Annotated in this window: 19 protein-coding genes; 15 read left to right on the top strand and 4 right to left on the bottom strand. The window is 63.7% G+C overall.

Annotated features, from left to right (window positions below):
* Positions 1-338 precede the first annotated feature (338 nt).
* Together tkt and gap are read left to right on the top strand one after the other, a co-directional pair.
* On the top strand, positions 339-2,369 hold the full coding sequence (tkt, locus tag AAHK20_RS20965) for a transketolase (RefSeq protein ID WP_449183431.1): 2,031 nt from the start codon (positions 339-341) through the stop codon (positions 2,367-2,369).
* A 108-nt stretch (positions 2,370-2,477) separates the two neighbouring features.
* The gene (gene gap, locus AAHK20_RS20970) at positions 2,478-3,488 is read left to right on the top strand and encodes a type I glyceraldehyde-3-phosphate dehydrogenase (protein WP_137333846.1); all 1,011 of its coding nucleotides are present in this window, start codon (positions 2,478-2,480) and stop codon (positions 3,486-3,488) included.
* Positions 3,489-3,608: 120 nt separating this feature from the next.
* On the opposite strand, the gene AAHK20_RS20975 is transcribed toward gap, so the two are convergent.
* Positions 3,609-4,385: a FadR/GntR family transcriptional regulator gene (locus tag AAHK20_RS20975; RefSeq protein ID WP_449183432.1), complete on the bottom strand. Its 777-nt coding sequence runs from the start codon at positions 4,383-4,385 to the stop codon at positions 3,609-3,611.
* Positions 4,386-4,589: 204 nt separating this feature from the next.
* Here AAHK20_RS20975 and AAHK20_RS20980 point away from each other — a divergent pair, with 204 nt between their 5' ends.
* The 3 genes from AAHK20_RS20980 (at position 4,590) to AAHK20_RS20990 (ending at position 7,556) form a co-directional block, all read left to right on the top strand.
* The gene (locus AAHK20_RS20980; protein WP_449183433.1) at positions 4,590-5,924 is read left to right on the top strand and encodes a C4-dicarboxylate transporter DctA; all 1,335 of its coding nucleotides are present in this window, start codon (positions 4,590-4,592) and stop codon (positions 5,922-5,924) included.
* Positions 5,925-6,028: 104 nt separating this feature from the next.
* The gene (gene alc / locus AAHK20_RS20985; protein WP_449183434.1) at positions 6,029-7,039 is read left to right on the top strand and encodes an allantoicase; all 1,011 of its coding nucleotides are present in this window, start codon (positions 6,029-6,031) and stop codon (positions 7,037-7,039) included.
* A 10-nt stretch (positions 7,040-7,049) separates the two neighbouring features.
* Positions 7,050-7,556 carry an ureidoglycolate lyase gene (locus AAHK20_RS20990; protein WP_449183435.1) on the top strand — a complete coding sequence of 169 codons (507 nt, stop codon included), beginning with the start codon at positions 7,050-7,052 and terminating at the stop codon, positions 7,554-7,556.
* 109 nt (positions 7,557-7,665) lie between these two features.
* Here the strand turns inward: AAHK20_RS20990 and fur are convergent, their stop codons facing one another.
* Positions 7,666-8,094, bottom strand: coding sequence for a ferric iron uptake transcriptional regulator (gene fur / locus AAHK20_RS20995; RefSeq protein ID WP_137333841.1), 429 nt, complete (start codon positions 8,092-8,094; stop codon positions 7,666-7,668).
* 161 nt (positions 8,095-8,255) lie between these two features.
* On the opposite strand from fur, the gene AAHK20_RS21000 reads away from it, so the two are divergent.
* The 7 genes from AAHK20_RS21000 (at position 8,256) to holA (ending at position 15,804) form a co-directional block, all read left to right on the top strand.
* The gene (locus AAHK20_RS21000; protein ID WP_449183436.1) at positions 8,256-9,101 is read left to right on the top strand and encodes an outer membrane protein assembly factor BamE; all 846 of its coding nucleotides are present in this window, start codon (positions 8,256-8,258) and stop codon (positions 9,099-9,101) included.
* Between the two features lie 115 nt (positions 9,102-9,216).
* Positions 9,217-10,014, top strand: coding sequence for a 4-hydroxy-tetrahydrodipicolinate reductase (dapB, locus tag AAHK20_RS21005; protein ID WP_449183437.1), 798 nt, complete (start codon positions 9,217-9,219; stop codon positions 10,012-10,014).
* Positions 10,015-10,054: 40 nt separating this feature from the next.
* A complete protein-coding gene (locus AAHK20_RS21010; RefSeq protein ID WP_449183438.1) occupies positions 10,055-10,765 on the top strand; it encodes a MotA/TolQ/ExbB proton channel family protein in 711 nt (236 codons plus the stop codon).
* 41 nt (positions 10,766-10,806) lie between these two features.
* Positions 10,807-11,250, top strand: a complete 444-nt coding sequence (locus AAHK20_RS21015) for an ExbD/TolR family protein (protein WP_449183439.1) — start codon at positions 10,807-10,809, stop codon at positions 11,248-11,250.
* 185 nt (positions 11,251-11,435) lie between these two features.
* Positions 11,436-14,033: a leucine--tRNA ligase gene (gene leuS, locus AAHK20_RS21020; RefSeq protein WP_449183440.1), complete on the top strand. Its 2,598-nt coding sequence runs from the start codon at positions 11,436-11,438 to the stop codon at positions 14,031-14,033.
* 68 nt (positions 14,034-14,101) lie between these two features.
* Positions 14,102-14,653: an LPS-assembly lipoprotein LptE gene (locus AAHK20_RS21025; RefSeq protein WP_449183441.1), complete on the top strand. Its 552-nt coding sequence runs from the start codon at positions 14,102-14,104 to the stop codon at positions 14,651-14,653.
* Between the two features lie 38 nt (positions 14,654-14,691).
* Positions 14,692-15,804: a DNA polymerase III subunit delta gene (gene holA / locus AAHK20_RS21030; protein WP_449183442.1), complete on the top strand. Its 1,113-nt coding sequence runs from the start codon at positions 14,692-14,694 to the stop codon at positions 15,802-15,804.
* A 67-nt stretch (positions 15,805-15,871) separates the two neighbouring features.
* Here holA and AAHK20_RS21035 read toward each other — a convergent pair whose 3' ends face one another.
* Positions 15,872-16,000: a hypothetical protein gene (locus AAHK20_RS21035; RefSeq protein WP_449183443.1), complete on the bottom strand. Its 129-nt coding sequence runs from the start codon at positions 15,998-16,000 to the stop codon at positions 15,872-15,874.
* Between AAHK20_RS21035 and AAHK20_RS21040 the strand changes: the two genes are divergently transcribed.
* The 3 genes from AAHK20_RS21040 to AAHK20_RS21050 all read left to right on the top strand — a co-directional run bounded on the left by AAHK20_RS21040 (position 15,999) and on the right by AAHK20_RS21050 (position 19,276).
* Positions 15,999-17,279 carry a glutamate-5-semialdehyde dehydrogenase gene (locus AAHK20_RS21040; protein ID WP_449183444.1) on the top strand — a complete coding sequence of 427 codons (1,281 nt, stop codon included), beginning with the start codon at positions 15,999-16,001 and terminating at the stop codon, positions 17,277-17,279. The two genes, AAHK20_RS21035 and AAHK20_RS21040, sit on opposite strands and share 2 nt — an antisense overlap.
* Positions 17,280-17,301: 22 nt before the next feature.
* Complete coding sequence (locus AAHK20_RS21045; RefSeq protein WP_449183445.1) at positions 17,302-17,718, top strand: CopD family protein; 417 nt, start codon at positions 17,302-17,304, stop codon at positions 17,716-17,718.
* Between the two features lie 619 nt (positions 17,719-18,337).
* Positions 18,338-19,276, top strand: a complete 939-nt coding sequence (locus AAHK20_RS21050) for a YadA family autotransporter adhesin (RefSeq protein WP_449183446.1) — start codon at positions 18,338-18,340, stop codon at positions 19,274-19,276.
* Positions 19,277-19,449: 173 nt separating this feature from the next.
* On the opposite strand, the gene AAHK20_RS21055 is transcribed toward AAHK20_RS21050, so the two are convergent.
* Positions 19,450-20,292: a MurR/RpiR family transcriptional regulator gene (locus tag AAHK20_RS21055; protein ID WP_449183447.1), complete on the bottom strand. Its 843-nt coding sequence runs from the start codon at positions 20,290-20,292 to the stop codon at positions 19,450-19,452.
* Positions 20,293-20,362 lie beyond the last annotated feature (70 nt).

Raw genomic sequence — 20,362 nt, forward strand, 5'->3', positions numbered from 1 at the left:
GCATAACCGGCACATAAGCGGCAATGTGCTCCGTGCCGGTAGTTCGGCGCGGGTGGCACTGAAAAATCGATCCCGATCGCCGGATTATAAAAGGCCGAACGGCGGCGTGAGCCGCGCCTTCGCGTAAGGCTCACGCCGCCGTCGCATGGCGGAGGATGAGCCTCTCCATCTGTTAGAATGACAGGCTTTGCAGCCTCGTCCGTTTGCTCTGTCGCTTAGGGCATGTTCCGGTGCCATTCGCTCGCCGAAGCGCGCGCCCGAATTTGCAAAAGCCGCTGAAAAACGAGCATCCGGTCCGCCGCCCGCCCCGCTTTTTGGACTCGTTTCCCGGACTCGACATGACGACCTCGTCTCCCGCCCCGACCTCCCTGATGGCCAACGCGATCCGCGCGCTCGCCATGGATGCTGTTCAACAAGCGAACTCCGGTCACCCCGGCATGCCGATGGGCATGGCTGAAATCGGGGTTGCGCTGTGGTCGCGCCATCTGCGCCACAACCCGGCCAATCCGCACTGGGCCGATCGCGACCGCTTCGTGCTGTCGAACGGCCACGGCTCGATGCTGCTGTATTCGCTGCTGCATCTGACCGGCTACGATCTGCCCCTCGTCGAGCTGAAGAATTTCCGCCAGCTCCACTCGAAGACGCCGGGCCACCCGGAATACGGCATCACGCCGGGCGTCGAGACCACCACTGGCCCGCTCGGCCAGGGTCTCGCGAACGCGGTCGGCATGGCGCTCGCTGAAGCGCTGCTTGCCGCCGAGTTCAACAAGGCCGATGCGAAGATCGTCGATCACCACACGTACGTGTTCCTCGGCGACGGCTGCCTGATGGAAGGCATCTCGCACGAAGCCTGCTCGTTTGCGGGCACGCTGAAGCTGAACAAGCTGATCGCGCTCTACGACGACAACGGCATCTCGATCGACGGCGACGTCGTCCACTGGTTCCACGACGACACGCCGAAGCGCTTCGAAGCGTACGGCTGGAATGTGATTCGAGATATCGACGGCCATGACGTCGATGTGGTCGACGCGGCTATCGCCCGCGCGAAGCTCTCGGACAAGCCGACGCTGATCTGCTGCAAGACGGTCATCGGCAAGGGCTCGCCGAACAAGGCCGGCACCCATGACGTGCACGGCGCGGCGCTCGGCGCGGCGGAAATCGCGGCGGCGCGCGAGGCGCTCGGCTGGAAGTGGGAGCCGTTCGTGATTCCCCAAGAAGTGTACGCAGCGTGGGACGCGAAGGAATCCGGCGCGAAGTACGAAGGCGAGTGGAACACGGCATTCGCGCAATATCGCGCAAAGTACCCGGCTGAGGCGGCCGACTTCGAGCGCCGCGTCTCGAAGCAGCTGCCGGCCGACTGGGCTGCGAAGGCGCAAGCGATCATCGCGGGCGCGAACGAGCGCGGCGAGACTGTCGCCACGCGCAAGGCGTCGCAGCAGGCGATCGAAGGCTTGGCGGCGGTGCTGCCCGAGCTGCTCGGCGGCTCGGCCGACCTGACCGGCTCGAACCTCACCAACTGGAAGGCATCGAAACCGGTGCGCGCGCCGAAGCAAGGCGAGACCGGCATCCAGTGGGGCAACCACATCAACTACGGCGTGCGCGAATTCGGCATGAGCGCCGCGATCAACGGCATCGCGCTGCACGGCGGCTACAAGGTGTTCGGCGGCACGTTCCTGACGTTCTCCGACTACGCCCGCAACGCGCTGCGCGTCGCCGCGCTGATGAAGTCACCCTCGATCTTCGTGTACACGCACGATTCGATCGGCCTCGGCGAAGACGGCCCGACGCACCAGTCGATCGAGCATGTCGCGAGCCTGCGTCTGATTCCGAACCTGCAAACGTGGCGTCCGTCTGATACCGTCGAAACGGCGGTGGCCTGGACCCAGGCGGTCGAGCATCACGGCCCGTCGACGCTGATCTTCAGCCGTCAGAACCTTGCGTTCGCGCCGCGCACCGACGCGCAGATCGCCAACATCGCGAAGGGCGGCTACGTGTTGCGCGACTGGAATGACGACGTGCCGGCCCGCAAGATCATCCTGATCGCCACGGGCTCCGAAGTTGAACTCGCGATGAACGCGATCGAGCCGCTCGCGCGCGAAGGGATTGCAGCGCGCGTCGTGTCGATGCCGTGCACCAACGTCTTCGACAAGCAAGACGCCGAGTACCGCGAGCGCGTGCTGCCCAAGGGCGTGCGACGCGTCGCGATCGAAGCGGGTGTCACCGATTTCTGGCGCAAGTACGTGGGTCTCGAAGGCGGCGTGGTCGGCATCGACACGTTCGGCGAATCGGCCCCGGCTGGCGTGCTGTTCAAGCATTTCGGCTTTACCGTCGATCACGTGGTCGCGACGGCGAAGGCCGCGCTCGCCTAACCAAGAACGAACGGCGTTCGCGCGAAGCGCAGCCCCGCGTTTTCGCGCCAACGCCCCGCAAGCAAGCGAGAAGGTTTTTTTTCAGCCATCAGGTATCAGGAGATAAACATGACGATTCGCGTTGCAATCAACGGATACGGCCGGATCGGCCGCAACACGCTGCGCGCCTTCTATGAAAACGGCAAGAAGCACGACATCGAGTTCGTGGCGATCAACGATCTCGGCGATGCGAAGACCAACGCCCACCTGACGCAATACGACACCGCGCACGGCAAGTTCCCGGGCGAAGTGGCGGTCGACGGCGACTACCTCGTCGTGAACGGCGACAAGATCCGCGTGCTCGCGAACCGCAATCCGGCCGAGCTGCCGTGGGGCGACCTGGGCGTCGACGTGGTGATGGAGTGCACGGGCTTCTTTACGACGAAGGAAAAGGCGAGCGCGCACATCAAGGGCGGCGCGAAGAAGGTGATCATCTCGGCGCCGGGCGGCAAGGATGTCGACGCGACGATCGTTTACGGCGTGAACCACCAGACGCTCAAGAAAGAGCACACGGTGATCTCGAACGCATCGTGCACGACGAACTGTTTGGCTCCGCTCGTCAAGCCGTTGAACGACAAGATCGGCCTCGAAACCGGCCTGATGACGACGATCCACGCCTACACGAACGATCAGGTGCTGACCGACGTCTATCACGAAGACCTGCGCCGCGCGCGCTCGGCCACGCACAGCCAGATCCCGACGAAGACGGGTGCGGCATCGGCAGTCGGCCTCGTGCTGCCGGAGCTGAATGGCAAGCTCGACGGCTACGCGATCCGCGTCCCGACGATCAACGTGTCGATCGTCGACCTGTCGTTCATCGCCAAGCGCGACACGACGGTCGATGAAGTCAACGCGATCATGAAGGAAGCGTCGGAAGGCGCGCTGAAGGGCATCCTCGGTTACAACTCGGCGCCGCTCGTGTCGATCGACTTCAACCACAACCCGGCTTCGTCGACGTTCGACGCGACGCTGACCAAGGTGTCGGGCCGTCTCGTGAAGGTGTCGAGCTGGTACGACAACGAGTGGGGCTTCTCGAACCGCATGCTCGATACGGCTGTCGCGCTCGCGAACGCGCAGTAAGCGGCGTTCAGTCGTCGTTGTGCGTCGGTGTGCCGTATGTAACGCGGCTATCGCCGGCGCAAAAAAACCGCTCCTCGGAGCGGTTTTTTTATGCGCGCGGCGTTGTTTGCCTCGCCTCATTCAACGCGAAACCGAAGCCGAAAGCGGCAGCGGCGTCTCGCTCGTCTCGGCCGACCGCGGCGGCGTCGGAAAATGCACGCCGGCGCGTTGAGCCGCCGCCGTGATGTGCGCTTCGATCGCGCGCCCTGCGCCCTCGCTGTCGCGCGCCCTCAGCGCATCGAGAATCGCGCGGTGCTCGTGATACGTCGACAGCAGCAACTCGCGCTGATAGAACGGCAGGCGCTGGCTCTCCTTCATGATTTCGGCGCTGCCGCGCAAGACCGTATCGATCGCCGAATTGCCCGCGATCCCGATTATGCGCATATGGAACTCGAAGTCGAGCTGCGAGGCTTCGTCGAGGTCGCCATTGGTGAGCGCGCTGTGCAGCGCATCCATGTTGTCGTCGAACCAGACGACGTCGGTATCGCTGATCGCGAGCGCCGCCATGCGCGCCGCGAAGCCTTCGAGCGCGTAGCGCATCTGATAGGTGTCCGGCAGCGACGATTGATCGGCGAAACGCCAGGCGTGCCCGTTCATCGCCTTCGCGCTTTCCACGTATACACCCTTGCCCGCGCGGATCGTCAGCATGCCGAGCGCTTCGAGCGTCGATAGCGCTTCTCGCAGCGACGCGCGGCTGATCTCCAGTTCTTCCGACAATTGCCGCTGCGCCGGCAACAGGCTGCCAACCGGATAGATGCCGGACTCGATGCGTTCGCGGATCGTCGAGGTGGCGGCGTCGGTGACGGTATGCGTGACGTTCTTCATATTGCTCAGCACTCCAACTGGTCTGACCACCATTGTAGTCGCCTGCCGCCCACATGCAAATCAAACTGGTCTAACCGGCCTGGACTGCATCAGAAATGCCTGATTCGGCACGGGTAAACACCGTTGTGACGCGGCTTGACGCGACTATATCGGCTTCCTACTATTCACCATAACTGCTCTGGTCCGACCAGTATGAACAGTTAAACTGATTCCTTCTCTTCTCATCTGGAGAAAGCCGTGTCGAAGTTCTTCAATTCGTTGTTTGGCCGGGTGATGATCGCGCTGGTCGCGGGCATCGTGATCGGCGCGTTTTTTCCGCACTTCGCCCAATCGCTACGGCCCCTCGGCGACGGCTTTCTCAAGCTGATCAAGATGGTGATCGGGCCGATCGTGTTCTGTGTCGTCGTCAGCGGCATGGCCAGCGCGGGCAATTTGAAGAAGGTCGGCCGGGTCGGCACGAAGGCGGTGATCTACTTCGAGTTCATGACTTCGATCGCGCTCGTGATCGGCGCGGCGCTCGCTTACTTCCTGAAGCCGGGCGTGGGCATGAACATCGATTTGCACTCGCTCGACGCCTCCGCGCTCACCACCTACACCGAGCACGCGAAGAGCCTCAAGGACGTGGCCGGTTTTCTGCTGAAGATCATCCCCGACACGGCCGTCGACGCGTTCGCGAAGGGCGACATCCTGCAAGTGCTCGTGTTCTCGGTGTTGTTCGGCTCGGCGCTCTCGCTGCTCGGCGAGAAGGCGCAGAAGGTCAACACGCTGATCGAAGAACTTTCGCACGTGTTCTTCCGCATCATGGGCTTCATCATCAAGCTCGCGCCGCTCGGCGTGCTGGGCGCGATCGCGTTCACAACGGGCGCCTACGGTGTCGGTTCGCTCAAGCAGCTTGGTGTGCTCGTGCTGGTCTTCTACGCGAGCTGCTTCGTGTTCGTGTTCGTCGTGCTCGGTATCGTGACGAAGCTTGCGGGCTTCAACATCTTCAAGCTGATCCGCTACCTGCGCGAGGAGCTCTCGATCGTGCTCGGCACCGCTTCGTCGGATGCCGTGCTGCCGCAGATCATGCGCAAGCTCGAATGGATGGGCGTCAAGGATTCGACGGTGGGTCTCGTGATTCCGACCGGCTACTCGTTCAACCTCGACGGCTTCTCGATCTACCTCACGCTCGCCGTCATCTTCATCGCGCAAGCCACCAATACGCCGTTGTCGATGCATGACCTGATCGTCGTGGTGCTCGTCTCGCTCGTGACCTCGAAGGGCGCGCACGGCATCCCCGGTTCGGCGATCGTGATTCTGGCCGCGACGCTTTCCGCCATTCCCGCGATTCCGGTGCTCGGTCTCGTGCTGATCCTGCCGGTCGACTGGTTCGTCGGGATTGCCCGTGCGCTCACCAATCTGATCGGCAACTGCGTCGCGACCGTGATCGTCGCCGTGTGGGAAAACGATATCGACCGCGTGCGTGCCCATCGCGTGCTGAACCAGGAGCCGGACGTGCGCTTCATTGCGGGCGTCGACGAAGGCGGCGCGGCCGAAGGCGTGCACGGTGCGCCGGCGGCTTCGGCCATCTGAGCTGCCCCCCGCGCACTCCTGCAGACCCAACCGCTTTCTTGCGTTTCCAGGCGGGCAGGCCATCGATCCTGTCCGCCGCCATTCACCGGAGATTCAACCGCATCATGGCTATTCCGACTCTCGACCCCAACGCCCCTTCGTTCACGCGCCGCTACCTGAACCTCGCCGACCCGCGCCTCGGCGCAAAAGCGATCTTCGCGAGCGACGAATTCTTCGCGCCGAAAGAGCGCATGCTCGACCCGCAGCCGGCCGTCTTCATCCCCGGCAAATACGACGATCACGGCAAATGGATGGATGGCTGGGAGACGCGCCGCAAGCGCACGACCGGCTACGATTACTGCATCGTGAAGCTCGCGCGGCCGGGCACGATCTACGGCATCGATGTCGATACGAGCCACTTCACGGGCAATTTCCCGCCGGCCGCGTCGATCGAGGCTTGCTATACCGACGGCGACCGGCCGGCCGATAACGCCCAATGGCGCACGATCGTGCCCGCGACGACGCTGCAAGGCAATCAGCACCACTACCTCGAAGTGACGGACGTGCGTCCTTATACGCATCTGCGCGTGAACATCTACCCGGACGGCGGCATCGCCCGGTTGCGCGTGTACGGTCAGCCGACGGTCGATTGGAGCCGTGCGGAGCGCGGGGTGGCGGTCGATCTGGCGGCGGCGGAGAACGGCGCGTACCTGGTCGCCACGAACAACCAGCACTTCGGTCTCGCTTCGACGATCTTGATGCCGGGCCGCGGCGTGAACATGGGTGACGGCTGGGAAACACGGCGTCGGCGCGAGCCCGGTAACGATTGGGCGATCGTCGCACTGGCGCATCCGGGCGTGATCAAGCGCGTCGAAGTCGATACGGCGCACTTCAAGGGCAACTTCCCGGACCGTTGCTCGCTGCAGGCGGCGCGCGTCGCGGGCGGCACCGACGAGTCGCTGATCACGCAGGCCATGTTCTGGCCGGTGCTGTTGCCCGAGCAGCCGCTCAAAATGGACAATGTGCATACCTACGAGGCCGAACTGGCCGCGCTCGGCCCGGTGACGCACGTGCGCTTCAACATCTTCCCGGACGGCGGCGTATCGCGCCTGCGTCTGTGGGGCGAAATCGAGTAACGAGGCAGCGATGAATACCCTTCATGTGGAGCGGCTCACGCGCGAGGCGTTCGCGCCGTTCGGCGACGTCATCGAGCTCGCGGGCGCGCGGCACTTCCCGATCAACGCCGGCACGACCGAGCGCTATCACGATCTCGCGACGGTCGACGTGACCGAAGCAGGCGGGCGTCCGCTCATCAACGTGTTTCGCGGGCAGCCGCGCCAACTGCCGCTCGACGTCGCGCTGATGGAGCGTCATCCACTCGGCAGCCAGGCGTTCATTCCGCTTGGCGATGTGAAGTACCTCGTCGTCGTCGCGCCGGCGGGCGAGTTCGATCCGGCGCGGATGCGCGCGTTCGCGGGAGAGGGCCTTCAGGGCGTGAACTACGCTCGAGGGGTCTGGCACCATCCGTTGATCGTGCTCGAGCGGGAAGGGGACTTCATCGTCGTCGATCGTGGCGGCAATCAGCCGAATTGCGATGAGGTGACGTTGGCCGAGCCGTATCGGTTGGCGTTCGACGAAGTCTTCGCGGCTTGAGGGCGGCGCTAGCCGTTACGTCGCCGTCGGCCGCCTTACAGCGAGAGACCGGCGCAAAAAAGCCGCCCGAGGGCGGCTTTTTTGCATCCTTGATACTGGATTCGTACGCTCAGTGCTTGCGGTGCGGGCAGTTTTCCTTGGTGCAAGCACCGTACAGCGCGAGCGCGTGTTCTTGCAGCTTGAAGCCGCGCTCCTTGGCGATCGATTGCTGACGGCTTTCGATTTCGGGGTCGAAGAACTCTTCGACGAGCCCGCAGTCGAGGCACACCAGGTGATCGTGGTGCGTGCCTTCGTTGAGCTCGAACACCGCCTTGCCGGATTCGAAGTTGCTGCGCGACAAAAGTCCCGCCTGCTCGAATTGCGTGAGCACGCGATAAACCGTGGCGAGCCCGATATCGAGCTCTTCATTCAGCAGGCTTCGGTAGACGTCTTCAGCGGTGAGGTGGCGCACGGCACTGTGCTGAAAAATCTCGAGAATCTTGAGGCGCGGTAGGGTCGCCTTGAGCCCGATATTCTTGAGATCGGTCGGATTGGTCATCGGTAGGCATCCCTAGAGTACAATGCAGGGTTCTAATAGTAATGTGTTTTTGCTGTTCCGGGCATCTTCGGTGTAACTCGCGCGGCCTTTTCAGCCTTTCCAGGCGGGCCCGCACGGTGAGTGAAATGATTCCAAATTTTCTTTTGAACCGGGGGAGCCGCGTGCGGGGTACCTTGATCGTAGCTGCTGCGGCGGCGGCCCTCGCGGGATGCTCGACCTACAACAGCGTCACGCAGCGCATCGCGCAAACCATCACGCCCTACCGGATTACCATCGTCCAGGGCAATTTCGTGTCGTCGGAAATGGCGGCGAAGATGCAGGTGGGCATGTCTCGAGACCAGGTGAAGGCGCTGCTCGGCACGCCTCTGCTCTCCGATATGTTCCATGCCGATCGCTGGGACTATCTGTTCTATTTCAAGCGCGGCTCGACGTCGATCGTCCAGCAGCGCGACTTCGTCGTGAACTTCCAGAACGACCGGGTCGCGAGCTGGTCGGGTGGCGACAATCTGCCGTCCAATCTTGAATTGCTCGCCGACATCGACGGCGACAAGCTCGGCAAGAAGAAGGCCGCTAAGGAGAAGGCGGCGGAAGCGGCGCTCGATGCGAGCCAAGCTGCCGCGGCCAGCGCCGCGAGCGCGGCAGCGGCGTCTCCGGCTCCGCTCGCGACGGTCGCCTCGCCGACGGACGAAGCCGCGCAGGCAGGCTCGCTGCCGGCGACAGCCGCGAATGCCGAAGCTGCCCAGGCGGCCAACCGCGCAACGGGCCAGGTCACGTCGACGCCGACCAACCGGCCGTCGGTGCCCGTGCCGCCGTCCACCGCGGGCATGACGCCGGGCGCCGCGCCGCTGCAGGGCCAGCCGCAGTTCCAGTTCCACCGGCCGTCGCCGAACGCACCGGATAACAGCACCCCGGTGGGCCCGACGGGCCCGCAGAGCAGCGATGGTTCCTCCTTGCACAATCAGCCGGTGACTTCATCGTCGCAAGGCACGCAGGGAACGGGTGGCTGAGCGCGCGGTCAAGTGAGAGGCGGGCGCACATCATGTGCCGCCCGCCTTCATTCTTTGCGCGGTGCCTTGACCTCTCGACAGTCGTCGTAACTCGTCGTTTTTACGTGTATTGCTCATGAAAATTGCCATTGCTGGCGCATCGGGCCGCATGGGCCGGATGCTCATCGAAGCGGTCTTGAACGACCCTGACGTCACGCTGGCCGGCGCGCTCGATCGCGCAGGTTCCCCGCAGCTCGGCCAGGATGCCGGCGCATTTCTCGGCAAAACGACGGGTGTCATGCTGACCGACGACATCGACAGTGTCTTCGCCGCAGCCGATTACCTGATCGATTTCACGCGGCCGGAAGGCACGATGACGCACGTCGAGGCCGCGCTGCGCCACAACGTGAAGCTGGTGATCGGCACGACCGGTTTCGACGATGCGCAAAAGGCCCAACTGCGCGCGGCCGCCGAGAAAATCGGCATCGTGTTCGCGGCGAACATGAGCGTCGGCGTGAACGTCACGCTGAAGCTGCTCGAATTCGCCGCGCGCGCGTTCGCGACCGGCTACGACATCGAGATCATCGAAGCGCACCATCGTCACAAGGTCGATGCCCCATCGGGCACCGCGCTGATGATGGGCGAGGTGGTCGCCAACGCGCTCGGCCGCGATCTCAAGGACTGCGCCGTGTATGGCCGCGAAGGCGTGACGGGCGAGCGCGATCCGTCGACCATCGGCTTCTCGGCGATTCGCGGCGGCGATATCGTCGGCGATCACACGGTGCTCTTTGCCGGCATCGGCGAGCGCATCGAGATCACGCACAAGTCCGCGAGCCGCGTGTCGTATGCGCAAGGCGCGCTGCGCGCAGTGCGTTACCTCGCGAGCCGTGAGACCGGCCTCTTTGACATGCAGGACGTGCTCGGCCTGCGCTGAGCCTGTCCCGCGCTTTTTCCCGACCGCGTTTTAGGCCCCGATGGCAAACACCGGCATTCTTCACTACCTGCAAACGAGCGACGCCGTCACACACGGTGTCGCGTATCTGTTGCTGGCGATGTCGGTGGCGAGTTGGTGCTTCCTGATCGTGAAAAGCTGGATGCTGGCGCGCGCGAAGCGCCAGGCGCCGCGCGCGCTCACGCTGTTCTGGCAGGCGTCGTCGCTCTCCGACGGCGTGCTGGCATTGCGCCTCGCCGATAAGGAGCGCGTGTTCGCGCCGCTGGCCGAAGCCGCGCTCGAATCGGCCGAGGCGCATACGCCGGGCGCGCTGCTCGCGCGCGTCGAGCGCAGCGAGCGGGTACTGCGCGCGCTGCGTCAGGCGCTCGCCGCGTCGCAGCGGCGGCTCGAGTTCGGGCAGGTGCTGCTCGCGTCGGTCGGCAGCACGGCGCCATTCGTCGGCTTGCTCGGTACTGTCTGGGGCATCTATCACGCGCTCGGCAGCATCGCGGCAAGCGGACAGGCGATGATCGAGAACGTCGCGGGGCCGGTCGGCGAGGCGCTCATCATGACGGCGTTCGGTCTCGTCGTCGCGATTCCCGCCGTGCTTGCGTACAACGTGCTCGGACGCATGGCGCGGCAATTGTCCGAGGAGCTCGACGGCTTCGCGCACGATCTTCACGCCTACGTCTGCGCGCCGCAGGACGCCACGCCGCACGGGGCGGCCGCGGCGCGCCGCGTCGAGGCGTCCTGAGCGGAAACTGGACCGAAGCGGACCCAAGCGGAGAGCACGGCATGGCATTCGGCGGACTCGACAAGAAGCAGACTGCCGCGCCGATGGCGGACATCAACATGACGCCGCTGATCGACGTGATGCTCGTGCTGCTCGTCATCTTCATCATCACGGCGCCGCTCTTCACGCACGCGATCCGGCTCGAGTTGCCGAAGGTCGCCTCCGCCCCGGCGCGCCAGACCCCGACCACGATTTCGCTGTCAATCGACGCTGCCGGCAAGATCTACTGGGATGGTCAGCCGATTTCACTCGACGCGATGCGCGCGAAGTTCGTCGCGGCAGGCAAGCTGGCCGAGGCGCCCGAGATCCATCTGCGTGCGGCGCGCGCGACCCGCTACGAGGTCATCGCGCAAGTGATGGGCGCGGCGCAGCAGGCGGGGCTCGAGCGCATCGGCTTCGTGACCGAACCGCCGGGCGCGAGCGCGCCGGACGCATCCAATCCATAGCGGGACGGCGCTACGGGTAATCCCACGCGAACGGTATAATCAGCCCTTTCCCCGCGCTGGTCAGGCGACAGGGAACCCGCATTTCAACCGCATTTCGACACTTACAGCCACGCCCAATGCGCCCGGTGCCGCCCGCACCGCCAGGCGCAAGAGGGCGCGAACGCACAGCCAGCCCGAACCACACCATGCAAGAAAGATACTTACCCGCCGATGTCGAAGCCGCCGCCCAGCAAGAGTGGCGCGCCGCCGATGCCTACAAGTCCACGGAAATCGCTGGTAAGCAGAAGTTCTATTGCGTCTCGATGCTGCCGTACCCGTCGGGCAAGCTGCACATGGGTCACGTGCGGAACTACACGATCAACGACGTGATGTACCGCTATCTGCGGATGAACGGCTACAACGTGCTGATGCCGATGGGCTGGGACGCGTTCGGCATGCCCGCCGAAAACGCGGCGATGGCCAACAACGTGCCGCCCGCGAAGTGGACCTACGACAACATCGCGTACATGAAGGGGCAGATGCAGTCGATGGGTCTCGCGATCGACTGGTCGCGCGAAATCGCCACCTGCAAGCCCGAGTACTACAAGTGGAACCAGTGGCTGTTCCTGAAGATGCTGGAAAAGGGCATTGCCTACAAGAAAACGGGCACCGTGAACTGGGACCCGGTCGATCAGACCGTGCTCGCGAACGAGCAGGTGATCGACGGCCGCGGCTGGCGCTCGGGCGCGCTCGTGGAAAAGCGCGAGATCCCGATGTACTACATGCGGATCACGCAATACGCCGATGAATTGCTGAACGACCTCGACGGCCTTGGCTGGCCCGAGCGCGTGAAGATCATGCAGCAGAACTGGATCGGCAAGAGCTTCGGCGTGAACTTCGGCTTCCCGTACGAACTCGACGGCGAGCAAAAGCTGTTGCGCGTGTTCACGACGCGCGCCGACACGATCATGGGCGTCACGTTCTGCGCGGTGGCCGCCGAGCATCCGCTCGCCACGCATCTTGCGAAAGGCAAGCCCGAGCTGCAGGCGTTCATCGACGAATGCAAGCGCGGCGGCGTCGCGGAAGCCGACGTCATGACGATGGAAAAGAAGGGCATGGCGACGGGCTTTTTCGTCAAGCATCCGCTCACGCAGGAGCCGGTCGAGGTGTGGGTCGGCAACTACGTGCTGATGACCTACGGCGAAGGCGCGGTGATGGGCGTGCCGGCGCACGACGAGCGCGATTTCGCGTTCGCGAAGAAATACGGTCTGCCGATCAAGCAGGTCATCGCGGTCGAAGGCCAGCAATACTCGACCGACGCGTGGCAGGAGTGGTACGGCGACAAGACGGCCGGCGGTGTGTGTGTCGCGAGCGGCAAGTACGACGGCATGGGCTATGACGCGGCCGTCGACGCCATCGCCGCCGATCTCAAGGCACTCGAACTCGGCGACAAGCAGATCACGTGGCGCCTGCGCGACTGGGGCATCTCGCGCCAGCGCTACTGGGGAACCCCGATCCCGATCATCCACTGCCCGAGCTGCGGCGACGTGCCGGTGCCGGAGCAGGACCTGCCCGTCGTGCTGCCGGAAGACCTCGTGCCGGATGGCACCGGCAACCCGCTCGCGAAATCGGCCGCGTTCGTGAACTGCACGTGTCCCAAGTGCGGCGCGCCCGCCAAGCGCGAGACCGACACGATGGACACCTTCGTCGATTCGTCGTGGTACTTCTACCGCTACGCATCGCCTGACGCGACGACGATGGTCGACGCGCGCACCGACTACTGGATGCCGATGGATCAATACATCGGCGGCATCGAGCACGCGATCCTGCACCTGCTGTACTCGCGCTTCTGGGCTAAGGTGTCGCGCGACCTCGGCCTCGTCAAGTTCGGCGAACCGGCGAAGAACCTGCTCACGCAGGGCATGGTGCTCAACGAAACGTTCTACCGCGAAGACGCGTCGGGCAAGAAGACCTGGTACAACCCGGCCGACGTCACCGTCTCGCACGACGACAAGGGCCGCCCGGTCGGCGCGACGCTGAACGCCGACGGCCAGCCGGTCGTGCTCGGCGGCATCGAGAAGATGTCGAAGTCGAAGAACAACGGCGTCGATCCGCAATTGCTGATCGACCAGCATGGCGCCGATACCGCGCGCCTCTTCACGATGTTCGCCGCGCCGCCCGAGCAGCAGCTCGAATGGTCGGGCGCGGGCGTCGAGGGCGCGAGCCGCTTCCTGCGGCGCGTCTGGGGGTTCGGCTTCGCGAACCAGGCGGTGCTGCGCGAGCGTGGCGCGTTCGACGCGGCGACTCAGACGGACGCCGACAAGACTGTGCGCCGTGAAATCCACAGCGTGCTGAAGCAGGCCGATTTCGACTATCAGCGTTTGCAGTACAACACTGTCGTTTCGGCGGCGATGAAGATGCTCAACGCGCTCGAAGGCGCGAAGCAAGCGCAAGGCGCGGTGTTGCGCGAGACGTACGGCATTTTGCTGCGTGTGCTGTACCCGGTCGTGCCGCACGTCACCCATCAGTTGTGGAGCGAACTCGGTTACGCAAGCGAATTTGGCGGTCTGCTCGATGCGGCGTGGCCGAAGGTCGACGAGCAAGCGCTCGAGCAAGCCGAGATCGAACTCGTGCTGCAGGTGAACGGCAAGGTGCGCGGCGCGTTGACGGTCGCCAAGGACGCCTCGCGCGAGTCGATCGAGCAAGCCGCGCTCGCGCACGAGATGTTCGAGAAGTTCGCCGAGGGCAGGGCGCCGAAGAAGGTCATCATCGTGCCGGGCCGCCTCGTGAACATCGTGGCCTAAGAATGCGCCGGGTGCCGCGCGGCGGATTTCGCCGCGCGCGCCTTGCCACTGCGAACCAAGGAGGTCATGTGACTCGCAGATCGTTTTTGACGCTTGCGTGCAGCGTGATGATGCTGTCCGCATGCGGCTTCCAGTTGCGCGGACAGCAGGACTACGCGTTCAAGCGGCTCGCCATTGTCGGCGCTCCGGCGCCGGTCGCGGCGCGCCTGACGCGCATGGTGCAGGGCGGCAGCGATACGGTAGTCGTCAATTCGCCGGCCAATGCGGATGCGATTTTGACGATGTCGGAAGGGCGTGGGCAAGGAACCTTGACGATGAACTCACAGGGCCTCGTCGAAGAGTATGAAATCACGTATTCGCTTTCCTACCAGCTCGTCGGCAAGGATGGAACTTTACTAATTGCGCCTAGCGCGATTGCGCTGAATCGCGCGATGACCTACAGCGACCAATATGCAACGGCGAAGCAGGCGGAAGCCGATCTGCTGTTCGCCGACATGCAGAACGACGCCGTCGATCAGCTAACGCGCCGACTTTCGCTGGTGCATTCGCTGCATCCAGCGCCGGGGCAGCAAGTACCTTCGGTTGCGCCTCGCGTCCCGTTGCCGTCGCCGCCGCTCTGATCGTTACTTATATCCGATATCGCTAATCGCACGCCCTCATGCAACTGCGACTTGACGCTCTCGAACCGCATCTCGCGAAGGGACTGGCGGGCCTGTACGTCGTGTACGGCGATGAGCATCTGCTCGCCCAGGAGGCGTGCGACCGCATTCGTGCGACGGCTCGCGCAGCGGGCTTTACCGATCGCTCGGTGTTCACCGTCGAGCGCGGTTTCGACTGGAGTTCGCTGCTGGGCGCGAGCCAGTCGATGTCGTTGTTCGGCGACCGGCAGTTCGTCGAGCTGCGCATCCCGTCGGGGAAGCCCGGCAAGGAAGGCGCCGACGCACTGAAAACGCTCGCTTCGTCCGGTAACCCAGATGTGCTGACGCTCGTCACGCTGCCGCGTCTCGACGCGGCGACGCAGAAAGCCGCTTGGTTCACCGCGCTCGCTGAGGCGGGCGTGGCCCTCAAGATCGATCCCGTCGAGCGCGCACAACTGCCGAACTGGGTGGGCCAACGCTTGGCGCAGCAGGACCAGCGCGTCGCCGCCGGCGAAGAAGGGCGGCGCGCGTTGCAGTTCATCGCGGAGCGCGTCGAAGGTAATCTGCTCGCCGCGCATCAGGAAATTCAAAAGCTCGGCCTGCTCTATCCGCAGGGCGTGCTGAGCTTCGAGCAAGTGCAGGACGCGGTCCTCAACGTCGCGCGCTACGACGTCTTCAAGCTGAACGAAGCGATGCTCGCGGGCGATGTCGGCCGGCTCGCGCGAATGCTCGACGGACTGAAAGGCGAGGGCGAGGCAGCAGTCCTGGTGCTGTGGGCGATCGTCGAAGAGCTGCGCACGCTGCTGCGCATCAAGCGCGGCGTCGAGGCGGGCAAGCCGCTGGCCATGCTGCTGCGCGAGAACCGCGTCTGGGGGCCGCGCGAACGGCTCGTCGGGCCGGCGCTGTCGCGCGTGACCGAAGCCGCGCTGGAGAAGGCGCTGTCGCTTGCCGCGCGCCTCGATCGCCAGGTCAAGGGCTTGTCGGGTTCGGGTACCGACCGTCGCAATGAGCCGCCGCCAAACCCATGGGACGGGTTGTTCGAACTTGCGATGACGGTTGCGGCGCCAGGCCGATCCGCGCCTCGCCCGCCATCGGGTACGCCGCCGAGAGCACCGGCACGACGCGCAGCCTGATGGATCACCGGCCGGCGACGCTAAGCGGAACGCGTCGCGCCACGCTACAATCGATTGCTATTCGGGTTCAGATGGAAGCGTCGATGCTCGCTGCTGGTTTGCGTAACATCGCTTGACCGCTCGCCTGTTTCTGCAATTCCGCTAATTTGTATTCACGTGCCCTCATCTTTTCGCGCGGCACGACGAGAATCACCATGGATATCGACCAATACATGACCGGCCTCGGCCGCCGGGCGCGCCAGGCATCGCGTGCGATGGCGCGAGCCACTACCGCGACGAAGAACGCCGCTCTCGAAGCGATCGCGCGGGGAATCGAGCGCGATGCGCAGGCGCTTAAGGATGCGAATGCCCGCGACGTCGCGCGCGCCCGCGACAAGGGCCACGATGCTGCGTTCATCGATCGCCTGACGCTCTCGGACAAAGCGCTGACGACGATGGTCGAAGGTTTGCGCCAAGTGGCGGCGTTGCCCGACCCGATCGGCGAGATCAGCAATCTGAAATACCGCCCGAGCGGCATCCAGGTCGGCCAGATGCGTGTGCCGCTCGGTGTAATCGGGATCATCTACGAATCGCGCCCGAACGTGACGATCGATGCCGCGGCGCTTTGCCTGAAATCCGGCAACGCGACGATTTTGCGCGGCGGTTCGGAAGCGCTCGAATGCAACACGGCGCTCGCGAAGCTGATCGGCGAAGGGCTTGCTGAGGCCGGCTTGCCGCAGGAGGCGGTGCAGGTGGTCGAGACGGCCGATCGCGCGGCGGTCGGCAAGCTGATCACGATGACGGAATACGTCGACGTGATCGTGCCGCGAGGCGGCAAGAGCCTGATCGCGCGCCTCATCGAAGAAGGGCGCGTGCCGATGATCAAGCATCTCGACGGGATCTGCCACGTCTATGTCGACGATCGCGCGGATCTCGTGAAGGCGCTGAAGGTTTGCGACAACGCGAAGACGCATCGCTACGGCACGTGCAACACGATGGAAACGCTGCTCGTGGCACGCGACATCGCGGATAAGGCGTTGCCGCCGCTTGGCGCGATGTATGCGGAGAAGGGTGTCGAGCTGCGTGTTGATCCGGCGGCGCGCAAAGTGCTGAGCGGTGTTCTCGGTATCGTGTCAGGAACGCTCGTCGATGCAACCGAAGAGGACTGGCGCACCGAATATCTGGCGCCTGTGCTCGCGATCAAGGTTGTCGACGGTCTCGACGAGGCGATCGAGCACATCAACACCTACGGCTCGGCGCACACGGATGCGATCGTCACCGAAGACCACGACCGCGCGATGCGTTTCTTGCGCGAAGTCGATTCCGCGAGCGTGATGGTGAACGCATCGACGCGTTTCGCCGACGGCTTCGAATACGGCCTCGGCGCGGAGATCGGCATTTCCAACGACAAATTGCACGCGCGCGGGCCTGTGGGTCTCGACGGGCTCACTTCGCTGAAGTACGTCGTGCTTGGGCATGGCGAGGCGCGTCAATAAGAAAACGAACTAAGGCCGTCTGATGCTCTGGATCAAGACCTTTCACATTGTCCTTATCGCTTCCTGGTTTGCGGGGCTGTTCTATCTGCCGCGCATCTTCGTGAATCTCGCTATGGAGACGGAGCCGGCCGCGGTGCGGCGGCTGCTCACGATGGCGCGCAAGCTTTATCGCTTCATGACGTTCATCGCAGTGCCGGCGATTGCCTGCGGGTTGTGGCTGTGGCTCGCGGTCGGAATCGGCCGCGGGCAGGGTTGGATGCATGCAAAGCTCGGCGTGGTTGTGCTGCTGGTGATCTATCACGCGTACTGCGGGCATTTGCTCGCCGTGTTCGAGCGCGGCGAGAACCGGCGCTCGGACAAGTGGTATCGCTTCTTCAACGAGCTACCGGTGCTGGGCATGCTGGCAGCCGTGGCACTGGTGGTCCTCAAGCCGTTCTGAGCATCGCAAATCGCGGCGCGGCGTGCGCCGAATAACGAGAATAGTTCCGCAACGGGCTGCCTTTTAAGAGTAGTCCGATTTCCTGCCGCCTACTCCATCCCTATATTGATGTCCGGTCGAAGCGCTTGGGCAGTAGCCATGTCGTGCCCGACCGATTCCATCGGGTTGCTATAGCTTCGGTCGGCGCATCGTCCGGCTGAAGTCAAGTCTGACCTTCCTTCCTTGGCTTAGCGTCGATCCACGTCCGACGTGCGCACAGATGCGTGGTCACGCGGCACATGCCGCGCCTATTCCGCATAGACGTCTGACTGATCGACTATTTATTTAGGATGGCAAATTGAAAAAAGAGAAATATTCCGTTTGGGGGCAAACGGCAGGCGGACCAGTTTTGAGATTGGCTGCGGCTGGTAATCGCGGTCGGCGAGGCGCGGCTATCCGGGTTTTCGGCGGCCTGGTACTTGCCGTGGCAGGGGCGGTCGGTTTCGCGTCTTCCGCATCGGCCGCAACGTTTTATATTAACGACGGCGCGGACGACGTCTGCTCGATGCTTCAGGATTCGACGACGTTTGGAACCGCCTTTGCTAACAATACGACGAACCCCAACTGCGGTATTTCGAGCGTGAACGATTTCACTGGCGAGGGCGGCGTGGGTTCGATGGTCCTCAATGGAAACGGGCTGTTCCTGAACAACAAGATGCAGATCAACGGCACGCTGAGCCTGAACAACAACAAGCTCATCGATCTGGCAGCGGGTACGGCTGACACGGATGGCGTGAACGTCGCGCAGCTGCGCGGGGTGCTGGCGGGCTTGGGTGGTGGCGCGGGGATCGATGCGGACGGCAACATTCTTGCGCCCAGCTACACGATCGGCGGAACCACATACAACAACGTCGGCGATGCGCTCAAGAATCTCGATGACCGCGTGACGGCCAATACAGACGCGATCAACAGCGCAAACAGCAAGATCGACGAGGTCGACCAGCGCGTGACCAACGTCGAAAACAACAACAATCCGTACGTCAACGTGAATTCTTCCAACAGTCCGTCGACCGCCAATGGTCAGAGTACGGTCTCGATCGGCGGCGGCGCGCAGGCGAACGGGAATAACTCGACGGCGCTCGGCGAAAACGCGATTGCGAATGGAAACAATTCGGTGGCGCTTGGCAATGGTTCGGTGGCGGATGAGGCGGATACCGTCTCCGTAGGGTCCAGCAGTCTGCAGCGACGTATCACAAACGTGGACAATGGCCAAAATCCAACCGATGCCGTGAACAAGCGCCAGTTGGACGGTCTGCGCAGCGACATGAACGCAGCTATTGGGACGGTTGCTCGAGCGGCATACAGCGGTGTCGCAGCCGCGACCGCGCTGACGATGATCCCCGATGTCGATCCTGGCAAAACGCTGGCCATTGGTATCGGTACCGCGAACTTCAAGGGTTATCAGGCAGGGGCGCTCGGCGCGTCGGCACGCGTGACGCCGAACCTGAAGCTGAAAGTCGGCGCGGGCATGAGCGCCGCCGGCACGACGGTCGGCGGAGGTGCGTCGTATCAGTGGTGATGACGGGCGGCGCGCCGGCGCCGCAAGCGTGGTGAATCGCGTCGTCGAGGGCATCTCTCCGCGCTCCGGCTTTCCTGCGTGACGTGTCGAAACAAAAACGGGCTGCTCCGAATTCGGGCAGCCCGTTTTGCATGGTGTTTCTTCAGGATCGCTGCAGACGCCAAAGTGCGCTCTCAGTCGTCCGCTCCGATCCTTCGCCGCGTGATTGTCTCCTTCGCCTTGCCCAGTCGGTCGACGAGTTCTGGCCCGCGTCGCAATGCGACGCCGACCGCCAGGATGTCCCCGATCGCCAAATGCGACATGCGCGACGTCATCGGCGAAAACACATCCGCCTCTTCGGCGATATTCGCCGAAAGACTCACAGTTGCGATCTGCGCCAACGGCGAATTGCTATGCGTAATCGCGATGACCTTCGCGCCGCACGCGAGCGCCGAGCGCGCGGCGTCGACGATATCGCGCGTGCGGCCGGTGTTCGAGATCGTCACGACAACATCACCTGCCCCCAGCAGCGCTGCCGACATCGAATAAGTATGAGGATCGGCATAGGCCACGCTCGGGATGCCCAGGCGGAAGAACTTGTGCTGAATATCCTGCGCGGCTATTCCAGAGCCGCCAGCGCCGTAGAACTCGATGCGCGACGCGTGCGCGAGCAAGTCGATTGCCGCGGCGATGCTATCCGTCGACAGGCTGTTGCGCACTTCAATCAATGCTCCGATTGTCCGGTCGAATACCTTGGCGATAACGCCCGGTGCGGGCTCATCGGGGCGCACGTCGCGATACACCGACGGCACGCCGCGCGCAATGCTCTGCGCCAGCCGGATCTTGAACTCACGAAAACCGCTGCACCCGAGCGCATGGCAAAAGCGTGCAATCGTCGGTTGGCTGACGCCCGCGCGTTCCGCGAGTTCGGTCATCGCGAGATCGAGCACCTCGCGAGGGGCGTCGATCACGTAGTCGGCCAGTTTGCGTTCAGAGGGGCGCAACTGCGCGCGCATCGATTCGATTCTAGAGAGCATGGTGGGCGTGGCCGCGGCGCGCGGCGAGGCGAAATCGTTCGATAAAGTATCGTCGTTTTTGTGTAGAAAA

The sequence above is a fragment of the Trinickia camelliae genome (assembly GCF_053525655.1).